Origin of the sequence: Frigoribacterium sp. PhB107 (assembly GCF_003751515.1) — a bacterium.
In the GTDB taxonomy this organism is placed as follows: Bacteria; Actinomycetota; Actinomycetes; order Actinomycetales; family Microbacteriaceae; genus Frigoribacterium.
The window spans coordinates 695,375-709,862 of the sequence record NZ_RJKU01000002.1 but is presented as its reverse complement, the minus strand read 5'-3'; the positions used below and the strand labels follow the sequence as shown (position 1 = coordinate 709,862).

At 73.3% G+C, this 14,488-nt stretch carries 18 protein-coding genes; 9 read left to right on the top strand and 9 right to left on the bottom strand.

What is annotated here, in order from left to right; translation table 11 throughout:
• Window positions 1-166: 166 nt before the first annotated feature.
• Complete coding sequence (locus tag EDF18_RS11605) at window positions 167-739, bottom strand: YdeI family protein (RefSeq protein ID WP_123547941.1); 573 nt, start codon at window positions 737-739, stop codon at window positions 167-169.
• 81 nt (window positions 740-820) lie between these two features.
• The gene (glsA, locus tag EDF18_RS11600) at window positions 821-1,816 is read right to left on the bottom strand and encodes a glutaminase A (protein ID WP_233569103.1); all 996 of its coding nucleotides are present in this window, start codon (window positions 1,814-1,816) and stop codon (window positions 821-823) included.
• 64 nt (window positions 1,817-1,880) lie between these two features.
• Between glsA and EDF18_RS11595 the strand changes: the two genes are divergently transcribed.
• Window positions 1,881-2,399, top strand: coding sequence for a GNAT family N-acetyltransferase (locus EDF18_RS11595; protein ID WP_123547940.1), 519 nt, complete (start codon window positions 1,881-1,883; stop codon window positions 2,397-2,399).
• Window positions 2,400-2,430: 31 nt separating this feature from the next.
• Here the strand turns inward: EDF18_RS11595 and EDF18_RS11590 are convergent, their stop codons facing one another.
• From EDF18_RS11590 to EDF18_RS16635, 6 genes are all read right to left on the bottom strand, one after another.
• Window positions 2,431-3,204, bottom strand: coding sequence for a ThuA domain-containing protein (locus EDF18_RS11590; RefSeq protein WP_123547939.1), 774 nt, complete (start codon window positions 3,202-3,204; stop codon window positions 2,431-2,433).
• Window positions 3,201-4,418 carry a Gfo/Idh/MocA family protein gene (locus EDF18_RS11585; RefSeq protein WP_123547938.1) on the bottom strand — a complete coding sequence of 406 codons (1,218 nt, stop codon included), beginning with the start codon at window positions 4,416-4,418 and terminating at the stop codon, window positions 3,201-3,203. The genes EDF18_RS11590 and EDF18_RS11585 overlap by 4 nt, the downstream gene beginning before the upstream one ends.
• 213 nt (window positions 4,419-4,631) lie before the next feature.
• On the bottom strand, window positions 4,632-6,842 hold the full coding sequence (locus EDF18_RS11580) for an NADP-dependent isocitrate dehydrogenase (protein ID WP_123547937.1): 2,211 nt from the start codon (window positions 6,840-6,842) through the stop codon (window positions 4,632-4,634).
• 174 nt (window positions 6,843-7,016) lie between these two features.
• Window positions 7,017-7,412 carry a hypothetical protein gene (locus tag EDF18_RS11575; protein ID WP_123547936.1) on the bottom strand — a complete coding sequence of 132 codons (396 nt, stop codon included), beginning with the start codon at window positions 7,410-7,412 and terminating at the stop codon, window positions 7,017-7,019.
• A complete protein-coding gene (locus EDF18_RS11570) occupies window positions 7,409-8,035 on the bottom strand; it encodes a hypothetical protein (RefSeq protein WP_123547935.1) in 627 nt (208 codons plus the stop codon). The genes EDF18_RS11575 and EDF18_RS11570 overlap by 4 nt, the downstream gene beginning before the upstream one ends.
• Complete coding sequence (locus tag EDF18_RS16635) at window positions 8,032-8,697, bottom strand: RNA polymerase sigma factor (RefSeq protein WP_314102081.1); 666 nt, start codon at window positions 8,695-8,697, stop codon at window positions 8,032-8,034. Before EDF18_RS16635 ends, EDF18_RS11570 begins: the two co-directional genes overlap by 4 nt.
• 243 nt (window positions 8,698-8,940) lie before the next feature.
• Here EDF18_RS16635 and EDF18_RS11560 point away from each other — a divergent pair, with 243 nt between their 5' ends.
• The 8 genes from EDF18_RS11560 to EDF18_RS11525 all read left to right on the top strand — a co-directional run bounded on the left by EDF18_RS11560 (window position 8,941) and on the right by EDF18_RS11525 (window position 14,027).
• The gene (locus tag EDF18_RS11560; RefSeq protein ID WP_123547933.1) at window positions 8,941-9,990 is read left to right on the top strand and encodes a helix-turn-helix domain-containing protein; all 1,050 of its coding nucleotides are present in this window, start codon (window positions 8,941-8,943) and stop codon (window positions 9,988-9,990) included.
• Window positions 9,991-10,188: 198 nt separating this feature from the next.
• Window positions 10,189-10,617 carry an Asp23/Gls24 family envelope stress response protein gene (locus tag EDF18_RS11555; RefSeq protein ID WP_123547932.1) on the top strand — a complete coding sequence of 143 codons (429 nt, stop codon included), beginning with the start codon at window positions 10,189-10,191 and terminating at the stop codon, window positions 10,615-10,617.
• A gap of 20 nt (window positions 10,618-10,637) precedes the next feature.
• Window positions 10,638-10,805 carry a DUF2273 domain-containing protein gene (locus EDF18_RS11550; RefSeq protein ID WP_369878311.1) on the top strand — a complete coding sequence of 56 codons (168 nt, stop codon included), beginning with the start codon at window positions 10,638-10,640 and terminating at the stop codon, window positions 10,803-10,805.
• Window positions 10,802-11,155, top strand: coding sequence for a hypothetical protein (locus EDF18_RS11545; RefSeq protein ID WP_123547930.1), 354 nt, complete (start codon window positions 10,802-10,804; stop codon window positions 11,153-11,155). The genes EDF18_RS11550 and EDF18_RS11545 overlap by 4 nt, the downstream gene beginning before the upstream one ends.
• The gene (locus tag EDF18_RS11540) at window positions 11,152-11,733 is read left to right on the top strand and encodes a DUF6286 domain-containing protein (RefSeq protein WP_123547929.1); all 582 of its coding nucleotides are present in this window, start codon (window positions 11,152-11,154) and stop codon (window positions 11,731-11,733) included. Before EDF18_RS11545 ends, EDF18_RS11540 begins: the two co-directional genes overlap by 4 nt.
• On the top strand, window positions 11,730-12,335 hold the full coding sequence (locus EDF18_RS11535; protein WP_123547928.1) for a hypothetical protein: 606 nt from the start codon (window positions 11,730-11,732) through the stop codon (window positions 12,333-12,335). The genes EDF18_RS11540 and EDF18_RS11535 overlap by 4 nt, the downstream gene beginning before the upstream one ends.
• A gap of 208 nt (window positions 12,336-12,543) precedes the next feature.
• Window positions 12,544-13,584 (top strand): Asp23/Gls24 family envelope stress response protein, encoded by a 1,041-nt coding sequence (locus EDF18_RS11530; protein ID WP_123547927.1) that lies wholly within the window; start codon window positions 12,544-12,546, stop codon window positions 13,582-13,584.
• A gap of 41 nt (window positions 13,585-13,625) precedes the next feature.
• Window positions 13,626-14,027, top strand: coding sequence for a hypothetical protein (locus EDF18_RS11525; protein WP_123547926.1), 402 nt, complete (start codon window positions 13,626-13,628; stop codon window positions 14,025-14,027).
• 28 nt (window positions 14,028-14,055) lie between these two features.
• Here the strand turns inward: EDF18_RS11525 and EDF18_RS11520 are convergent, their stop codons facing one another.
• A complete protein-coding gene (locus EDF18_RS11520) occupies window positions 14,056-14,457 on the bottom strand; it encodes an arsenate reductase ArsC (protein WP_123547925.1) in 402 nt (133 codons plus the stop codon).
• Between the last annotated feature and the right edge of the window lie 31 nt (window positions 14,458-14,488).

The window sequence follows — 14,488 nt, the reverse complement described above, 5'->3', positions numbered from 1 at the left end:
GCCGCGGGACGATGAAATCTAACCCCCCGGACGGGGGGACGGGCTCGTCTGTCGTCCGATGCTCACCCGTATCGACGTGGAATCCACCCGCGGCGGGTGGCCGCCGAGGCGCGGATGAGTGCCCGGGTGCACGGGTGCTCGGCTCCGACCCGCACGTGCCCCGCCGTCAGCGGTAGTGCTGCTCCCCGCGGGCCGCCTTCTCGACGACGTCGCGGACGCGGGCCGCCCGCACCGCCGGCGTCTTGATCGACGCGAGCCGGAAGAACACCCGGAACCGCTCGGTCTTCGTCAGGCCGGCGAAGAACGCGGCCGCGGCCGGGTCGGCGGCGAGCGCGGCCTGCAGGTCGTCGGGCGCGACCGCGTCGCGTTGCCGGTACGCGGCGTCCCACCGGCCGTCGGCCTTCGCGCGCTCGACCTCGGCGAGCCCCGCCGGCTGCATCCGCCCCTCCTCGACCAGGCGCGCGACGTGTTCGCGGTTGATCTGCGACCACGGGCTGTTCCGTCGTCGCGGCTGGAACGCGGTCAGCATGTAGTCGTCGTCGAGCCGCGCGCCCTGCCCGTCGATCCAGCCGTGGCAGAGGGCGACGTCGAGCGCCTCGGACCAGGTCATGCCGGGGGCGCTGCTCGTCTTCTTGCGGAGCTTCAGGCGCACGCCGACGACGTCGTCGGTGGCGGCCAGCCACTCGCGCCACTGCTCGACGGTGAGGTCGAGCACGGGCTTGTCGGAGACGCGGACCATGGAGCGAGGGTAGCGGCGACCGCCGACAGGGCGCGACGGTCGCCGCAGCTCGATGGCTCAGCGGCTCAGCGGCTCAGCGGCTCAGCCACGCTCGGTGTCGAACGAGTGCAGCCCGAGCTCGCGGCTGAGCCCCTCCATCAGCGCGGCCCCGCGGACGCTGGTGCCGAGCGGGTCGAGCGGCGGGCTGTACGACGCAGCCCCTAGGCGTCCCGGCACCGAGAGGACGAGGGCGCCCGAGACGCTCGACTTGGCGGGCACCCCGACCTCCCGCATCCACCGGCCGGAGCCGTCGTAGACCCCGCAGGTGGCCATCACCGACACGACGTCGCGGGCGATCGCGGCCGAGACGACCTGCTCGCCCGTCACCGGGTTGCGTCCGCCGAGGGCGAGCGTCGCGCCCATGACCGCGAGCGCCTCGGCGTCGACGAGCACCGCGCAGGCCCGGGCGTAGGCCGAGACGGCGTCGTCGGCCCCGACGTGCAGGGTGCCCTCCGAGCGCATCAGGTGCGCCAGGGCGTGGTTGCGGTCGCCGAGCAGCATCTCCGAGCCGGCGACGTCGTCGTCGACCTCGAGCTCACGGCCCGCGAAGGCGACGAGGCCGCGGAGGATCCGCTCGGCACGGCCGTCGGCGTCGCCGCCGTCGACGAGCGCGGCGGTCAGCAGGGCGCCGGCGTTGACCATGGGGTTCGGCGGACGGCCGGTGCCGCCCTCGAGCTTGATCGCGTCGAAGGCCTCGCCCGTCGGCTCGATGCCGACCGCGTCGATCGCCGCGCCGTCGGTGTCGGCGAGCGCCAGGGCGAACAGGAACGGCTTGACCGCCGACTGGATCGAGAACGCCTGCCGCGCGTCGCCCGCCGCCGTCACGGAGCCGTCGGGCCGCGCCAGCGCGACGCCCAGCCAGCCCGGGTCCGCCTCGGCGAGCTGCGGCACGCTGTCGTCGACCTCGCCGCCGCCCACGTCGCGGACGCCGTCGAGCAGCGCGGCCAGCCTCTCGTGCAGGTCGTCGTCGCGCGCTCCGCCGGCTCGTCGCGGGGAAGCGGCCGAGGAGGCGCGGGTCGAAGGGTCGGGATCGGTCACCCGCCCATCCTCCCGCGTCGCCCTCCTCCGGGCCCGGCCAAGCGCGATCGGCCAGACTGGGCAGGTGAGCACCCCGCACGACGCCGTCGAGATCCGCGCCCTGCCGTACGACCACCCCGACGTGCAGCAGCTCGTCGAGGGGCTGCAGCAGCTCTACGTCGAGCTGTACGGCGGACGCGACGACAGCCCCATCGACCGGTCCGAGTTCGAGCTGCCGCGCGGCACGTTCGCCGTCGCCTACGACCCGGCGGGCGACACTGCCGCGAGCCCGGCCGACGACGTACCGACACCGGTCGCGATGGGTGCCTGGCGCCTCCTGCCCGACGGTCGCGCCGAGCTCAAGCGCATGTTCGTGCGACCCGACCAGCGGGGGCGCGGGCTCTCCCGGCTCGTGCTGCGCTGGCTCGAGCAGTCGGCCCTCAAAGCCGGGGTCGTCGACATGGTGATCGAGACGAACACGGTGCACGCCGAGGCGATCCGGCTCTACGAGTCGGTCGGCTACGCGCCGATCCCCGCCTACGGGCACTACGCGGACGAGCCGGAGACGGTGTCGCTCGGCCGGTCGCTCGCCGAGCGCGACTGAGCCGGTACCGGCCGCCCCGGCCCGCGCCTCCTCAGCCCTGCTCGAACCAGCCGCGCGGGTGCATGTCGGCGGTCAGGTCGCGTCGCGCCTGCGTCGGCCGCGCCCAGCGCACCCCGTTCGCCAGCACCCGCCGGATCTCGGGCTGGTGGTACACCGGGTACTCCTGGTCGCCGGGCGAGAAGTAGAACAGCTTGCCGAGCCCGCGCCGCCAGGTCGCTCCCGAGCGGAACACCTCGCCGCCCGTGAACGTCGACAGGAAGATCAGCTCGTCCGGCGTCGGGATGTCGAAGAACTCGCCGTAGGTCTCCTGCTCGGGGATGACGAGCGGGTCGGGCACGCCCTCGGCGATCGGGTGCGTCGGCGCCACCGTCCAGACGAGCTCGCGCTCGGCCTCGTTCCGCCAGCGCAGCGAGCAGGTGGTGCCGAGGAGGCGCGTGAACGGCTTCGAGTAGTGCCCGCTGTGCAGGACGATCAGCCCCATGCCCGCCTGCACGTGCCGCACGACGCGCTCGACCACCCCGTCGGCGACCTGGTCGTGGGCGATGTGCCCCCACCAGAGCAGGACGTCGGTGGCGGCGAGACGCTCCTCCGTGAGGCCGTGCTCGGGATCGGCGAGGGTGGCCGTCGAGACGTCGACCTCGTCGCCGAGCAGCTCGACTAGGCCGTCGGCGACGGCACCGTGGATGCCGTGCGGGTAGTTCCGGGCGACCGTCTCGTCACCCCGGGTCTCGTGGACGTTCTCGTTCCAGACGACGACCCGCGTCCGGGCGGTCGTGCCGGTCGTGCCGGTCGTGACGTCGCTCATCGGACGCCTCCCTCGGAGCCGGTGCGCACGCCCGCGTCGACGTCGTCCTGCGGCACCTCGACCTCGCGGCCCTGCTCGGCCGAGGCGTAGATCGCGTCGACGACACGACTGCGGTGCAGCGCGTACTCGCCGTACCGGCCCTGGTACTGGGCCTCGCCGCCCGCGGGCGCCGCGCCTCCTGCGGACTGCCTGCCCGGCTGCGCCGACGCCCCCGACCGCACCGAGGCGATGAAGCCCTCGATCACGGTGCGGTGGTGCCCGGCCGGCACGTGGACGGCGGGCCGGGTCTCGGCGGGCTGCCCGAGCACGTCGGAGTAGAGGGTGAGCGTGCCGTCGGTCGCGTAGTCGTCCACGTGCAGGCGCGCGCCGCCGGTGGCGCCGAGCAGCTCGACCTCGATGTCCTCGTGCACCTTGGAGTACGAGGCCCACGACGCCTGCAGCTGCAGGCTGCCGCCGTCGTCGAGACGGAGCAGGGCGCTGGAGAAGTCCTCGACGTCGAAGGCGGACCCGGTGGGCGCCGACGAGACGCCGTAGACCCGGCCGCCGCGGCCGGCGGCGCCGAGCACCCCGTAGGCGACGGCGGACACGCTCGTCACCCGCGGCTCGCCGAGCAGGTGCAGGGCGATGTCGAGCACGTGCGATCCGAGGTCGATCATCGGGCCGCCGCCGGACGCCTCCTTGTTCGTGAACCACGAGCCCATGCCGGGCACGCCGGCCCGCCGCATCCAGCTCGCGCGGGCGTGGTAGACGTCGCCGATCGGGCCGTCGGCCAGCCAGTCGGCGAGGAAGGCCACGTCGGCCCGGCGCCGGTGGTTGTAGGCGACCTCGAGCACGCGGTCGGCGTCGCGTGCCGCACGCACCATCTCGGCGGCGAGGTCGCCGGTGGTCGCGAGGGGCTTCTCGCAGAAGACGTGCTTGCCCGAGCGCAGGGCCGCCATCGCGATCGGGTGGTGCAGGGCGTTGGGGACGCCGATCGAGATGACGTCCAGGTCGTCCATGGCGACGACGTCCTCCCAGTCGGCGACGAGGCGCTCGACGCCGTAGGCGCTGCCGAGCTCGTGCAGGCGCGCCTCCTCCTGGCCCGCGAGCGCGACGACCCGGGCGCCCGGCAGGGACGAGAACGCTTCCAGGTGGGTCGATCCGGCGAAGCCGAGGCCGATCACCCCCACTCGCAGCTCTGCGGTGTCGGTCGGGCTGGTCTGGTCGGACGTCATCGTTCCCTCTCGTCGTGCGGCGCTGCTCGCGGTGCGTGCTGGTCCGGCGGCCGTCCGACGGACGCGACGCAGCGCCATCCCCTCCACCGTACACAGCCGCGGGGACCGCAAATACCGACCGGCGGGGGCCGACACGCCGCTCACGTTCTTCGTCACGTGGCGTGTCGGACCCTCACGGTCGGCATGTGCGGAAGGAGCCGCGGCCGCGCGCTGCTACAGCGTCGCGAGCGCCGCGTTCAGCGTCGCCGACGGCCGCATCACGGCCTCGGTCGCGGCGGCGTCCGGGTGGTAGTACCCGCCGATCTCGACCGCGGTGCCCTGCGGGGCGATCAGCTCGGAGACGATCGTCTCCTCCTGCCCGCCGAGGGTCGCCGCGAGCGACGCGAACGCCGACGCCAGCTCGGCGTCGTCGGTCTGCGTCGCGAGCTCGTCGGCCCAGTACTTCGCGAGGAAGAAGTGGCTGCCGCGGTTGTCGATCGAGCCGAGCTTGCGGCCGGGCGACTTGTTCTCGTCGAGGAACGTGCCGGTCGCGCGGTCGAGGGTGTCGGCCAGCACCTGGGCGCGGGCGTTGCCGGTCGAGGTGGCGAGGTGCTCGAAGCTGACCGCGAGGGCGAGGAACTCGCCGAGGCTGTCCCAGCGCAGGTAGTCCTGGTCGACGAGCTGCTGCACGTGCTTCGGCGCCGAGCCGCCGGCTCCGGTCTCGAAGAGGCCGCCGCCGTTGATCAGCGGCACGACGGACAGCATCTTGGCCGAGGTGCCGAGCTCCATGATCGGGAACAGGTCGGTCAGGTAGTCGCGCAGCACGTTGCCGGTGACGGAGATCGTGTCCTCGCCGCGGCGGATCCGCTCGAGCGAGAAGGCCATCGCGTCGACGGGCGACAGGATCTCGATCTGCAGGCCCTCGGTGTCGTGCTCGGCGAGGTAGCCGCGCACGAGCCCGATCAGGGTCGCGTCGTGGGCGCGGGTCTCGTCGAGCCAGAAGACGGCGGGCGTGCCGCTGGCACGGGCGCGGGTGACGGCGAGCTTGACCCAGTCGCGGATCGGGACGTCCTTCGTCTGACAGGCGCGCCAGATGTCGCCGGTGGCGACCTCGTGCTCGATCAGCACGTCGCCGGCCTCGTTCAGCACGCGGACGGTGCCGTCGGCGGGGATCTCGAAGGTCTTGTCGTGCGACCCGTACTCTTCGGCGGCCTGCGCCATGAGGCCGACGTTCGGCACGGAGCCCATCGTCGCGGGGTCGAAGGCGCCGTTCGCGCGGCAGTCGTCGAGCACGGCCTGGTAGATGCCGGCGTAGCTCGAGTCGGGGATGACCGCGAGCGTGTCGTGCTCCTCGCCGTCGGGGCCCCACATGTGGCCCGAGGTGCGGATCATCGCGGGCATCGAGGCGTCGACGATCACGTCGGACGGCACGTGCAGGTTGGTCGTGCCCTTGTCGGAGTCGACCATCGCGAGGTCGGGCCCGTCGGCGATGCCCTGGTCGAAGGCCGCGCGGATCTCGTCGCCGTTCGGCAGCGACGCGAGGCCCTGCAGGATCCCGTTGAGGCCGTTGGCGGGGTCGAGACCGGCGGCGCGCAGGTCGTCGCCGTACTTCTCGAAGACCTGGGGGAAGAAGGCGCGGATGACGTGGCCGAAGAGGATCGGGTCGCTGATCTTCATCATCGTGGCCTTGAGGTGCACCGAGAACAGGACGCCCTCGGCCTCGGCCCGGGCGATCTGCGCGGCGAGGAACTCGTGCAGCGCGGCGACGTGCAGCACCGTGCCGTCGACGACCTCGCCGGCGAGCACGGGGATCGACTCGCGCAGCACGGTGGTCGACCCGTCGGCGCCGACGTGCTCGATGCGCAGCACGTCGTCGGCGGGCAGCACGACGGTCTTCTCGTTCGAGCGGAAGTCGTCGACGCCCATGGTCGCGACGTTCGTCTTGCTCTCGGCGGTCCAGGCGCCCATGCGGTGCGGGTGCTTGCGCGCGTAGTTCTTGACCGAGAGGGGCGCACGGCGGTCGCTGTTGCCCTCGCGGAGCACCGGGTTCACGGCGCTGCCCTTGACCTTGTCGTAGCGGGCCTTGACGTCGCGCTCCTCGTCGGTCGAGGGCGAGTCCGGGTACTCGGGAAGGTCGTAGCCCTGGCCCTGCAGCTCGTGGACGGCGGCCTTCAGCTGCGGCATCGACGCCGAGATGTTCGGCAGCTTGATGATGTTGGCCTCGGGCGTCTTCGCCAGGGCCCCCAGCTCGGCGAGCGCGTCGCCCTGTCGCTGCTCGTCGGTGAGCCGCTCCGGGAACTGGCTGATGATGCGTCCGGCCAGCGAGATGTCGCGGGTCTCGACGTCGACCCCCGCGGTGCGGGCGTACGCCTGGACGATGGGCAGGAACGAGTAGGTCGCCAGCATCGGCGCCTCGTCGGTGAGCGTGTAGATGATCGTGGCCATGCGGCAGGTGCTCCTCTGGTGTCGCGCGTGCGTGCGGTCGCCCCCACGGTACTCGGCGGGGGTCTCTCGACATCAAGATACATGCCCTCTCCGACGGTCCGCTGAGGGGCGGGCGACGGGGACGCGAGACCCTCGAGGAGGCGCAGAGGACGACCGCAGGAGGCGCGGGCCGGCTCAGCGAGGCAGCGGCGGCTCGATCACGCGCGAGGTCACCGACACGACCACCTCGGCGCCCGAGCCGCCCCCGGCCCGGTCGCGCAGCACCGCGGCGACGCGGGCCAGGGTCTCCGGCGTGGCCTGGCCGACGTCGGTGGCGACCGAGGCGGCGACGGTCAGCACTCCCCCGGTCCGCATGACGTCCACGAGGCCGCGGGGGCCGCCGCCGTCGATGCCGTCCGCCACGGCGGTGATCGCGGCGACGACGACAGGCCGCGCGTCGAGCACCTCGACGACGCCCTCGACGCCGCGCAGGGCGTCGGTCAGGTCGAGCGAGAGGTCGTGCAGCTCGGCCTCGGCCCCGCCGTCGTGGGCGGCGTGGTGCTGGTCGCCCGCTCGGTCCTCGGTGCTCATGACGCGCCTCCCCCGTCCAGCCACACGTCGTCGACGACGACGTGCACGGCAGCGATCCGCAGCTCGGTGTGCAGCGCGAGCGCGGAGACCGCCGCCGCGCGCAGGGCGCCGGCCGCCTCGCGCAGCGGCACGCCGTACCGCGCGGTCATCGTGAGGGTCACCTCGATCGGGACGTCCGCCTCCGTGACGTCGCCGTCGAGCTCGCTCGACCGCACGACGACCCCGTCGACGGCGTCGCCGACCTGCCGCAGCAGCCCGCGCACCGCGGCCTCGGTCACGCCGAGGCGCACGCCGGGGTCGGGGTGCCGGAGGGGGATGTCGCGTCCGCCCACCACCTCGGCCTTGATCGATTCGATCAGCCCGGCGATCCAGGTGTCGTCGCGCGACGGCAGGCGCGACGCCTCGTCCTCGAGCGCCGACAGCGAGAGGCCGCGGACCCGCTCCAGCGCCCGCAGCGTCAGGCGGCACTCGGCGCTCGCCTCGATGCCGGGGTCACGAGGCGTGCGACCGCGGTCGAGGTAGTCCTCGAGCTCGTCCAGGGTGCGCCCGTCCACGAGCTCGTCCTGGTCCGCAGGCTGCGGGGGCGCGCCCGGCACGCGCGCGTCGTCGTCGTGGTCGCTCATCGCCAGGCCTCCATCTCGTGGAGCAGGAACTTGCGGGCACGGGCGATCTGCCCGCGGACGGTCGAGACGGGCAGCTGCAGGGCCTCGGCGATCTCCGCGTACGACCAGCCGCCGGTCTCCCGCAACAGCCAACACCGTCGCTGGTCGAGCGGCAGCTTGTCGAGGGCCGTCCACATCGCGTCGAGCTGCAGTCGCGACTCGACGACGCGGTCCGGGGCGGCGGCGCGGGACGCGGGAGCGTCGTGCGCGTCGATGTCGTCGTGGTCGCGGCGCACCCGGAGCCGGTCGATGCTCTTGTTGCTCACGATGCGCATCAGCCAGGGCCGCAGGCGGGACGGGTCCTCGAGGTCGGACAGGCGCCTCCAGGCGGTGAGGAACGCGTCCTGCACCACGTCGTCCGACTCGAGGTCGGTGCCGAGCAGACGGCCGGCGTAGACGCGCATCAGCGGGCCGTGCCGGCGGGCGACGACCTCGAACGCGTGCACGTCCCCGTCGCGGGCGCGGACCGCGAGGGTCGCGTCCGTCGCGGACGAGAGCGGGTCGACGACGGACTCGGGGCCGGGGGCCTCGTCGGGCGTCACGGTGCCGGAGATGTCGTCCTCCTCCGGCTCGGCCCTGCGGCCGAGGTCACGGCCGTCGCGCCTCCGAGGATGCCACCGCACGAGGAGAAGCTGTCCGGCACTGGCCGCTGACCGAGTCGGCAGACAGCCGCGAGGCGCTGTCGACGCGGCCGTCCTGCCCCCGTTCTGGGGCACCTCCTCGACCCGTCCATCCCGCCACGAGTACCGAAGATCCTTCATGTCCTGTGGATCTGTGACGTTCTCGCCTCGGCGGACGTCTCAGAGGTGCACGAGCCCCTCACCAGGAGGCGCGCGCAGCAGGGCAGAGCACCGAGAGGACCACGCATGACCACGACGAGCACAGGACCCGTCACCACGGCGCGACCCACCACCGACGCCGACGCCCCCACGACCGCCGACCGGGCGATCACCGCCGCCCACGACGACTCCCCCCGCCGCCACGTCCGCTCCGAGGACGGCGGCGACGAGCTCGGCGAGGCCGCCGCCCGGCTCGAGGAGCTCTACGGCGGTCGCCGGTTCCGGGTCCGCACCAGCACCGAGCCGTTCCGCTGGCGCTACGCGTCGGCCGGCGACGACCGGCTGAGCCTGCGCACCTCGACGATCACGGGCCACCTCCAGGGCGAGGTGCCCTGGTCGACCGAGTACGTCATGTCGTGGTTCCGCCACGGCAGCGGCACCCTCGCCAGCCGTGGCGGCTCGTTCGCGAGCATCGGCGGCGAGCCGTTCCTGCTGCCGGCCGAGACGTCGTTCTCGTTCACCCTGACGCCGCACCGCAACTCGCTGGTGCACGCCTCGGCGGAGTTCCTCGAGCAGGTCGCGACCGAGCGGCACGGCGGTCCGCCGCAGCGCGTCCTCTTCCAGCCCGGGCCGACGCTGTCGGCCGAGGCCCTCACGGCCTGGCGGATCAGCGTCTCGGGGGCCACGGCGGCCGTCGTCGACGAGGACGTCCCCCCGCTGACCCGCCTCGAGGGGCAGCTCACGTTCGCGCGGGCGATGCTCGACCTGTTCCCGTGGCGCGCCGTCGACGTGCCGCGCAGCATCCGCACGCCGCGCACGGCCCGGCTCCGCGAGGCGGCCGAGTACGTCCACGCGTACGCCGACCAGGCCATCACGCCGGCGGACGTGGCGAACGCCGTCGGCATGCACACGCGGACGCTGCAGCAGGCCATGAGCACGCACCTCGGGATGTCGCCGACCAGCTACCTCCGGCAGGTGCGGCTCGACCGCGCCCACCGGGAGCTGCTCGACGCGTCGCCCCGCGAGGCGCTCGTCTCCGAGGTGGCGCGGCGGTGGGGCTTCGGCAACCTGGGCCGCTTCTCGGCCGCCTACCTGGCCCGCTTCGGCGAGTACCCCCGCGACACCCTGGCCCGCTAGGGCCTCCCCCAGCCAGGAGGCGACGGCCCTCGTCCAGAAAACGAGCCCCGCCTCCCCGGATGCTGAGAGCAAGCTGACCGACCGTGACACCGCCAGCTCTCGATGCGTCTGAATGATGAGTCCCACACCGGGGCCCCGGACGACCACCAGGTCGTCCACACGAACAACCCACGCACACCACGAACTGAGGAGCACCACATGACCAACGTCGCCCCCGCCACCAACTCCGTCGCGAAGCACACCTCCGACGCTGCGGGCAAGAACACGATCGCCGACGGCGTCGTCTCGAAGGTCGCCGGCATCGCCGCCCGCCAGGTCCCCGGCGTGCACGACCTGGGCAACGGCGCTGCCCGTGCCATCGGCGCGATCCGCAACGCCATCAACCAGCAGGACCGCGGCCAGGGCGTCTCGGTCGAGGTCGGCGAGAAGCAGGTCGCTGCCGACATCGTCATCGTCGCCGAGTACCCCGTCGACCTGCAGCAGGTCGCCGACGAGGTCCGCTCGTCCGTCACCGACGCCATCTCGCAGGTCGTCGGCATGGAGGTCACCGAGGTCAACGTCACCGTCTCCGACGTGTACATCCCCTCCGAGGACGACAACGACTCCGACGACAGCCGCGTCCAGTAATGACTGCGACGAATAGAGGCATGCTCGTCGGCGCGGTCCTCGCGCTGGCGGCCCTGCAGTTCGGCTTCGGAGGCCTCCTCCTGGTCGCCCTGGCGATCGTGATCGGCTACTTCGTCGGTCGCTTCACCGAGGGCAAGCTGGACGTCCGCGGTGTCGCGGACGCCCTCCGCGGGCGGCGGTCCTCGTGACCGCGGCGGTGACGGCCGACCAGGCCTCCCACGGCCGCACCGTGATCACGTCGCGCGCCGTGCGCCGTGTGGTGTCGGCCGTCACCGCGGAGGCACTGGACGCCAAGTCGTCCGACGTGTCCGTGGAGCTGACCGACCGAGACGGCGGGCTCACCCTCGTCGCCAAGGCACCCGTGCGCATCACGCCGCTCGGCCTGCCGAACCGCGCGTCGGGCACCCTGCTGGACCGGCTCACGTCGGCCCAGACCACCATCCGGGAGCGGGTCCGCCAGCTCACCGGCACCGAGGTAGAACGCGTCGACCTGCAGATCACCGGCGCCGAGCTCAGCCAGAGGAGGCGGGTCTCATGAGCACCAGCACCACCTACCGCCGCATCCTCCGCCGGGAGACGCACTCGTCGAGGTCCGGCATCGCCGTCACCCTCGCCGTGCTGCTCATCCTGGTGTTCGCCTGGATCGGCACCGAGTCCGTCCTGGCCGCCGTCGGCACCGCGCCCCTCCTGGTCGCTCCCGCCGACGCCGCCTCGGCCGTGCTCGGAGCAGCCGGCGCCCCCGTCGGCGCCCTCACCGCGATCGGCGTCGTCGTCGCGATCATCGGCCTCGTGCTGATCGTCGTGTCGCTCGCCCCCGGTCGCCGTGGACGCCGTGCCGCCGGTGCCGACCGCACCGCAGCCGTCGTCGACGACCGGGTCATCGCCCGCTCGCTCGCCCGCACCGCCAGCTTCGCCGGCGACGTCCACCCCGACCGGGTGAACGTCAGCGTCGGCAAGAGGGTCGCGCTGGTCGAGATCGACCCCGTCACGGGACGCACCGCCGACCTCCGCAGCATCGAGGAGGCGGTCCGCGACGAGATCTCCGGCTACGACTACACCCCGGCGCTCCGCCCCCGCGTGAAGCTGTCCAAGAAGAAGGGCAAGGTCGGTCGATGAACGACACCAACCGCGGTCTCAACCGCTTCGTCGTGTTCCTCGTGGGCCTCGTGCTCCTCTTCGCCGGCGCTGCCGTCGCGGTGGGCGCACTCTGGCCCGACGTCCAGCAGACGGTCTCGGACGGCGCGTCCGACGCGACCGGCCCGGTGACCGACGCCCTCTCGGGCGGCCAGGTCTGGATCCTCTGGGTCACGGCCGCGGTCTGCGCCGTGCTGATCGTCCTGCTCGTCGCGTTCATCGTCCGTCAGGGCGGCGGCCGCACGAGCACGCTGCTCGACCTCTCCGAGTCGGACGGCAGCCACTCGCCGACCGGCGGCCACGTGGTCGTCGACGCGAAGGTCGCCGCGAACGTGCTCGAGGAGGCCCTGTCGAACACGCCGGGCGTCCTCGCCGCCGACGTCGTCGCGTTCCGCGTCAAGGGCGAGAACGTCCTCCGCGTGACCGTGGACGCCCGCCGCGGCGCCTCGCCAGTCGACCTCCGTCGCGCCGTCGACGAGGCCGTCGTCCGCTGGGACGAGCTGCTCGGCACGGTCACGCCGGTGGTCGTGCAGATCAACGGCGGCCTCCGCACGCAGATGTCGTCGGCCACCCGCCTCGACTGACGCCGCACCACCCCGCACCACCCCGGACGGCCCTCGCTCTCACACGAGGGCGGGGGCCGTCCGCGTCCCGCCCGGGACGACCGCGTCGACCTCGACCGCCAGGCCGACCTCGGCCACCACGTCGACCTCGACGCCCGGGAGACGCCACCGGCGCTCCCCCCAGACTCCGGACCCCCCGATCCGCACCCTCCAGGAAGGACGGCCCCTCGTGACCGACTCCGCGCACCACGTGACCCCCATCGACCTCGACGACGCAGGCCCCGCCGAGGCGGAGACGCCCGAGCAGGCCCTGCACCGCATGATCGCCGTGACCGCCCTCGGCACCACCGGCGTCCACGCGCTGGGCACCACGGCCACCCGCGTCGCCGGCGCCCTCCGAACCGCCGTCGGCGCCACCTCCACCCCCGGCATCCGCACGAGCACCACCGACGCCGGCCTGCTGGTCGAGGTGTCGGTCGTGGCCGAGTACCCCGCGAAGGTGACCGACGTCGCCGACCACGTCCGCACCGCCGTGCAGCACGCCGTCGGACAGGTCGGCGACGAGGCCGTCACGGTCGACGTGGCCGTCACCGACGTGCACGGCCCGTTCGACGAGGCCGACGAGGCGCGTCGCCAGGCGGCCGCCGAGAAGCGCAAGGCCGCCCTCGCCGACGCCCGCGACTCGGCGAAGGCCAAGGCCGGGCAGGTCCGCGACACCGTCGCCGACCGTGCTGGTCAGGTGGGCGACGCCCTGAAGGAGGGGGCCGACAAGGCCTCGGACACGATCCAGGAGAAGGCCGCGCAGGTCGCCGACAAGGCCGACGAGGTCCGCGAGGCCGCGTCCGACAAGGCCGACGAGCTCGGTCAGCAGGCGAGCCGCAAGGCCGACGAGCTCGGCGACCAGGCCCGCGACCTCCGCGACGAGGCGAGCCGTCGCGGCGACGACGCCGCAGCGAGCGCAGGAGGCGCTGCCTCCGACGCGAAGGACGCCGCCGGCGACCTGCTGGACGCCGCCCGCACCCGCGCCGCCGACGCCCTCGACTCCCTGTCGGACGCGTCCGACCGGGCTGGCGACGAGCAGGACCGCGACCGTGTCGAGAACGCGGGCGACGCCTCCTCGTCGACCTCGGACGACGTCGTCACCGACGTGCCCGACGGCACGACCGTGACGGTCACCGTCGAGGACGGCGACACCACCGTCGTCGTCGACACGGTGGACGACGCTCTCCGCGACGGCGACACGGACGACCAGGGCGCCTCCGCCCGCTGACCCGCAGCACCTCCACCACCTGACCGCGAGAGGCGACGACCATGTTCGGACGCACCACCATGTCCACCCGACGGGCTCGGCCCCGTGCCGTCTGGGCAGCGCTCGTCACCTCCGCGGTGCTCTGCTTCCTGGTCGTGGTGGGCGTCTTCGTGCCCGTCCTCGGTCTCATCGGGGCGGCCGACGGCGGCACCGCCGGGGCACTCGACGTGCCGGTCGGCTCGATCGCCGCGGCCGCCGTGGTCGGCTACCTGCTCGCTGTCGTGCTGCTGGCGCTGGTCCTCGTGGTCCGCAACGGGGTGCTCGCGTGGGTGCTCGGCGTCGCCGCCGTGATCTCGACGCTGCTCGTGTCGCTCTGGCCCCTGCTCGCGACCGCGCTGGCGGGCGTCGACCAGGCACGTGACGTCGGCCCGTTCATCCAGGAGCTCCTCCAGCGCTTCAGCTGATCCGCTCTCGACGTCGTCCGGGCGGGAGTCAGCTCCGCAGCTCGGCGAGCAGCCGCTCCACGCGGCCGCGGATGTCGTCACGGATCGGCCGGACGGCGTCGATGCCCTGGCCGGCCGGGTCGGCGAGCTCCCAGTCCTCATAGCGCTTGCCGGGGAAGATCGGGCAGACGTCGCCGCAGCCCATCGTCACGACGGCGTCGGAGGCGTGGACCTGCTCGGTCGTCATCAGCTGCGGCACCGCCGTCGAGATGTCGATGCCGACCTCGGCCATCGCCTGCACGGCGACCGGGTTGATGCTCTCGCCGGGCTCGCTGCCGCCCGACCGCACCTCGACGGTGCCGTCCGAGAGCGACCGCATGAAGCCGGCGGCCATCTGCGACCTCCCCGCGTTGTGGACGCAGACGAACAGGACGACGGGCTTCGGGCTCATGCGGTCATCCTGCCGGAGGCGTCGGTCCCGA

Excerpts from the sequence above, each read along its gene's own strand:
- EDF18_RS11520 (WP_123547925.1), bottom strand. The coding sequence starts at position 14,457 with ATGAGCCCGAAGCCCGTCGTCCTGTTCGTCTGCGTCCACAACGCGGGG.
- EDF18_RS11590 (WP_123547939.1), bottom strand. The coding sequence starts at position 3,204 with ATGAGCGACGTCACGACCGGCACGACCGGCACGACCGCCCGGACGCGG.
- EDF18_RS11570 (WP_123547935.1), bottom strand. The coding sequence starts at position 8,035 with ATGAGCGACCACGACGACGACGCGCGCGTGCCGGGCGCGCCCCCGCAG.
- EDF18_RS11535 (WP_123547928.1), top strand. The coding sequence starts at position 11,730 with ATGAACGACACCAACCGCGGTCTCAACCGCTTCGTCGTGTTCCTCGTG.
- EDF18_RS11605 (WP_123547941.1), bottom strand. The coding sequence starts at position 739 with ATGGTCCGCGTCTCCGACAAGCCCGTGCTCGACCTCACCGTCGAGCAG.
- EDF18_RS11585 (WP_123547938.1), bottom strand. The coding sequence starts at position 4,418 with ATGACGTCCGACCAGACCAGCCCGACCGACACCGCAGAGCTGCGAGTG.
- EDF18_RS11540 (WP_123547929.1), top strand. The coding sequence starts at position 11,152 with ATGAGCACCAGCACCACCTACCGCCGCATCCTCCGCCGGGAGACGCAC.
- EDF18_RS11575 (WP_123547936.1), bottom strand. The coding sequence starts at position 7,412 with ATGAGCACCGAGGACCGAGCGGGCGACCAGCACCACGCCGCCCACGAC.
- EDF18_RS11555 (WP_123547932.1), top strand. The coding sequence starts at position 10,189 with ATGACCAACGTCGCCCCCGCCACCAACTCCGTCGCGAAGCACACCTCC.
- EDF18_RS11560 (WP_123547933.1), top strand. The coding sequence starts at position 8,941 with ATGACCACGACGAGCACAGGACCCGTCACCACGGCGCGACCCACCACC.
- EDF18_RS11580 (WP_123547937.1), bottom strand. The coding sequence starts at position 6,842 with ATGGCCACGATCATCTACACGCTCACCGACGAGGCGCCGATGCTGGCG.
- EDF18_RS11550 (WP_369878311.1), top strand. The coding sequence starts at position 10,638 with ATGCTCGTCGGCGCGGTCCTCGCGCTGGCGGCCCTGCAGTTCGGCTTC.
- EDF18_RS11525 (WP_123547926.1), top strand. The coding sequence starts at position 13,626 with ATGTTCGGACGCACCACCATGTCCACCCGACGGGCTCGGCCCCGTGCC.